This is a genomic window from Anaerolineae bacterium, from assembly GCA_014360855.1.
In the GTDB taxonomy this organism is placed as follows: domain Bacteria; phylum Chloroflexota; class Anaerolineae; order JACIWP01; family JACIWP01; genus JACIWP01.
Genome location: JACIWP010000293.1, coordinates 1 through 3,534, shown reverse-complemented (window position 1 = coordinate 3,534; position 3,534 = coordinate 1). Strand labels below are relative to the sequence as shown.

Below are 3,534 nucleotides of genomic sequence, written 5' to 3'. Positions count from 1 at the left end.
AAAGTCCTGAAACCCACCCGTAAGGAAGACGCCGAGACCCCAATGGACCGCTCGATCGCCTTCCGAGAATACGCGCAGTTGGAGGGAACGCTGGCCCTGGCATTCAGGGTATCCGAACCACATAAGGACGAGCTGATTTCCCTTGTCCTACAGGTCAACTACTTCGGGAAACGAGGCAGTTTCTTCCAACTGCGCGGACAACCCCACACCGTCGAGAACCTGCCGGCGGAATTTATCCCCCTGGATGGGGTCGCTGTACAAGGCACCCAAGTGCAGGGCCAGTTGCCGAAAGCCTTTGTTGCCGGCCAGGTCCAAATCATGGACGATTGGGGGGAAAGCTTGACCTTTGATAAACTCAACATCTTCTCGGAGGAGAAAATCAGACTGGGAACAGATCGAATCCGAAAAAGCGTGATCTTGCCGTATCGGCTGGTCCGTTCCAGCAAGAGCTTCAGCTACTATGAACGGATTAGCCCCTGACAATCCCGTGTCCGTTTGATTGGAGATAGATCATGGACCACTTCACCGCCCATCTGGTGCAAGTCGAAGTGGAGGTCGTCACTCCGCTCGCGCTCAACCCGCACAAGGGCTCCAGCCTGCGCGGTGCCATCTTCCATGCCCTGCTCAACCGCTTTTGCATGAACAGGCATGCTCAGCTCTGCGCAGAATGCCCCCTCGTCGCCGGCTGTCCCGTCGCCTTCCTCGTCAGCACCATGCGGCCGGAAAGCGAGCGCGGGCGCGACGTACCCCGCCCCTACGCCATACGACCTCCCCTCGACCGCTCCACGCGCTACGAACCGGGCGACCGGTTCTCCTTCGGACTGACGCTCTTCGCCCAGGCCCTCAACCTCTTCCCGTACATCATCCTCGTCCTGGACGAGATGGGCCGTGCCGGCCTGGGCCTGAAACTCCCGGAGAACCGTCAGCGTCGGGGCACCTTCCGCATCCAGGCGGTGACAGCGGTCAACCCCCTCACGGGCGAGTGTCAGCCAATCCTTCAGGCAGGCGAACATATGGTGCAGTTGCCGGATATCCCCATCACCCACCCACAGATCATCCAGCGGGCGGGAGAATTCCATTCGACTCGTCTGACCATCCGGTTCCTCACCCCCACCCGCATTGTGGACCAAAAAAACCTGGTCAAACGACCCCTGTTCCGGCCACTGTTCCAACGCCTCCTGGAACGGCTCAGCGCACTCGCCCGTGAGTTCTCTGACACCCCACTGCAAGCAGATTTCCCCAGCCTGATCAGCCAGGCGGAACAGGTGCATCTGGTTCGGGACCACACCCATTGGGTCGAACTGGAAAGCTACTCCACCCGATTGGGTCGAGCCACACCACTCGGGGGCTTCGTCGGCACCGCCGTATACGAAGCCCCTGAGTGGCAACCCTTCCTCCCCTGGCTGATCTGGGGACAATTCACCCACGTCGGCAAGGACGCCGTCAAGGGCAACGGCTGGTACCAACTGGAAAGCCCCCAACATGCGCTTGGACAAAGCTCTGACACTGCCCAAAAAGTAGGGCCGGCATGGACCTCACATACCTGATCGTCGACCAATGGGGAGCCTTCGTCGGCAAACACTCCGAGCGCATCCAGGTGCGCCTCAAAGACACCCTCCTCCAGGAGGCTCCCCTCCTCACACTCAACGCCATATTCATCACCAGCCGCGGCGTCTCCATCTCCGCCGACGCCATCACCGCCTGCAGCGAAGCCGGCATCCCTATCCACTTCATCCGCTCCTCCGGCTACGTCAGCGCCAGCATCTACTCCGCCGGCCTCGTCGGCACCATCCAAACCCGCCGCGCCCAAATCGAAGCCCTCTCCGACCAACGCGGCATCTGCCTCGCCAAAGCCTTCGCCGCCGGCAAAATCTTCAACCAGGCCGCACTCCTCCGCTACATGGCCAAATACCGCAAACAAACCGACCAGGACGCCTTCCGCGAACTCCAATGGAGCGCCGGCGAAATCCTCGACCACCTCATCGAACTCGAACGCCTGGACGGCCCCAACATCGAAGCCCTCCGCTTCCAAATCCTCTCCATCGAAGGCCGCGCCGCCGAAAAATACTGGAACGCCGTGCGCCAAGTCGTCAACGTACCCCCGGACTGGAACGGACGCGTCGGACGCGGAGCCCAAGACCCCTTCAACTCCGCCCTCAACTACGCCTACGGCATCCTCTACACCCAGGTCGAACGCGCCATCATCCTCGCCGGCCTCGACCCCTACGCCGGCTTCCTCCACGCCGATCGCGCCGGCAAACCCAGCCTCGTGCTCGACCTGATCGAAGAATTCCGCGCCCCCGCCGCCGACCGCGTCATCTTCGCCATGGCCAACCGCAACACACGCTTCGAACAAGACCAGGACCTGCGGCTCACCGCCGAAACCCGCCGCACTATCGCCGAAGGGGTCCTCGAGCGCTTGGAAAAACCCGAACGCTACGGGCGCAAGAAAATGCTCCTGCGCCATATCATCCAACAACAGGCCCGCCACATGGCAACGTTCCTGCGCCAGGAACGCGACGCCTATACACCCTTCTGCGTCAAATGGTGAATGCCCATGCAGTGCGTCGTAGTATATGACATCCCGGATGACCGATTGCGCAGCAAAGTGGCCGACATCTGCCTTGACTACGGGCTGGAGCGCATCCAATACTCCGCCTTCGCCGGCTCCCTCGCCCCCAGCCACATGGATGAACTCCTGGCCAAGATCAAAAAGCGCGCCGGCAACAAAGCCGCCGACGTCCAGATCTTCCCCATCTGCACCACCTGCTGGAACAAGAGGCGCCAATGGAAACAACAAGAGAAAACCAACCCAACCAAATAAGCCCATTATTCCGCGTCAGCGACCTGAAACAATACTTCTACTGCCCGCGCATCGTCTATTACCTGTACTGCCTTCCGCACGTCCGCCCCACCACCTTCCTCATGGAAGCCGGCACCATGGCGGGAGAGGACGAACGTCAGCGGGAAAAACGTCGCTCCCTGCGGGCATACGGCCTCCAACGCGGCACATGCCTCTTCAACGTTGACCTCTATTCGGCGCATTTAGCCCTTTCCGGCAAACTTGACATGGCCATCCGCACCGACGATAATATACACGGCGAGTGGGAAGCCATTCCTGTCGACTACAAATTCACTGCCGGCCGGGTCGTAACACATTTCTTCATGCAGGTGACGGCCTATGGGATGATACTGGAAGAACAATGGCATTTGCCAGTACGCCGGGGCTTCATCTACCTCATCCCGGCGCGGCGGGCCAAGATGGTGGACATCACACCCGCCCTGCGCCGCCAGGTGGAAACCGCCCTGGAGGACATGCGCCGCATCGTCCTGCACGAGACGATGCCACCGGCGCCAAGCCGGCGCGGCAAATGCAGTGTGTGTGAATTCCGGCGCTTCTGCAACGACGTGTAATTTTTTTCGCCCTTGAACCTGGCGCAAATCACCGCATCATTTCAAGCAAAATGACATCTGCGAAGCCCATGCACCTTACCAACCGAATAAGGCCGCTCACATCCGCAAAACTCCTCTCTA

The 3,534-nt window shown here is 60.3% G+C and carries 5 protein-coding genes; all 5 read left to right on the top strand.

Annotated features, from left to right (window positions below):
• The first annotated feature begins 42 nt into the window (after window positions 1-42).
• From H5T60_12900 to cas4, 5 genes are read left to right on the top strand one after another with little or no spacing between them, the layout of a single operon-like run.
• Complete coding sequence (locus H5T60_12900; protein MBC7243327.1) at window positions 43-480, top strand: hypothetical protein; 438 nt, start codon at window positions 43-45, stop codon at window positions 478-480.
• Between the two features lie 32 nt (window positions 481-512).
• Window positions 513-1,547, top strand: a complete 1,035-nt coding sequence (gene cas6, locus H5T60_12895) for a CRISPR system precrRNA processing endoribonuclease RAMP protein Cas6 (GenBank protein ID MBC7243326.1) — start codon at window positions 513-515, stop codon at window positions 1,545-1,547.
• Window positions 1,529-2,551, top strand: coding sequence for a CRISPR-associated endonuclease Cas1 (cas1, locus tag H5T60_12890; GenBank protein MBC7243325.1), 1,023 nt, complete (start codon window positions 1,529-1,531; stop codon window positions 2,549-2,551). The genes cas6 and cas1 overlap by 19 nt, the downstream gene beginning before the upstream one ends.
• Before the next feature lie 6 nt (window positions 2,552-2,557).
• Window positions 2,558-2,824, top strand: a complete 267-nt coding sequence (gene cas2, locus H5T60_12885; protein ID MBC7243324.1) for a CRISPR-associated endonuclease Cas2 — start codon at window positions 2,558-2,560, stop codon at window positions 2,822-2,824.
• On the top strand, window positions 2,788-3,414 hold the full coding sequence (cas4, locus tag H5T60_12880) for a CRISPR-associated protein Cas4 (protein MBC7243323.1): 627 nt from the start codon (window positions 2,788-2,790) through the stop codon (window positions 3,412-3,414). The genes cas2 and cas4 overlap by 37 nt, the downstream gene beginning before the upstream one ends.
• Window positions 3,415-3,534: the final 120 nt, after the last annotated feature.